Annotated in this window: 1 protein-coding gene; it reads left to right on the top strand. The window is 69.6% G+C overall.

Annotation, left to right across the window (positions count from 1 at the left end):
- Positions 1 to 114: 114 nt before the first annotated feature.
- A partial coding sequence (locus Q0994_RS33970; RefSeq protein ID WP_299542601.1) for an acyl carrier protein occupies positions 115 to 365 on the top strand: 251 nt, incomplete at its 3' end.

The raw sequence follows: 365 nt of genomic DNA, 5'->3' as shown, positions 1-365 counted from the left end.
GGGTTGCTGCCGGCTCTGTTGCGGGGTCTCGTGCGGGTGCCGAAGCAGTCGGCCGGGGCGGGAGGTTCGTTGGCGCGGCGGTTGGCCGAGGTGGCAGAGGCTGATCGTGAGCGGGTGGTTCTGGAGCTGGTTCAGGCCCAGGTGGCCGCGGTGCTGGGTCATGCCACGTCCGCCGCGGTGGTGCCGGACCGTGCGTTCAAGGAGATGGGCCTCGACTCGCTGGGTGGGGCCGAGTTGCGTAACCGGCTGACGCAGGTGAGTGGGGTGCGGCTGCCCTCGACGTTGGTCTTCGATCACCCGTCGCCTGTGGCTGTGGCGCGTTTTCTGCTGGCGGAGGTCGGTGGGGATGTTGTCGCTGCGAAGCG

The sequence above is a fragment of the uncultured Streptomyces sp. genome (assembly GCF_947488945.1).
In the GTDB taxonomy this organism is placed as follows: Bacteria; Actinomycetota; Actinomycetes; order Streptomycetales; family Streptomycetaceae; genus Streptomyces.
This window is presented reverse-complemented; position numbering and strand designations above follow the sequence as displayed.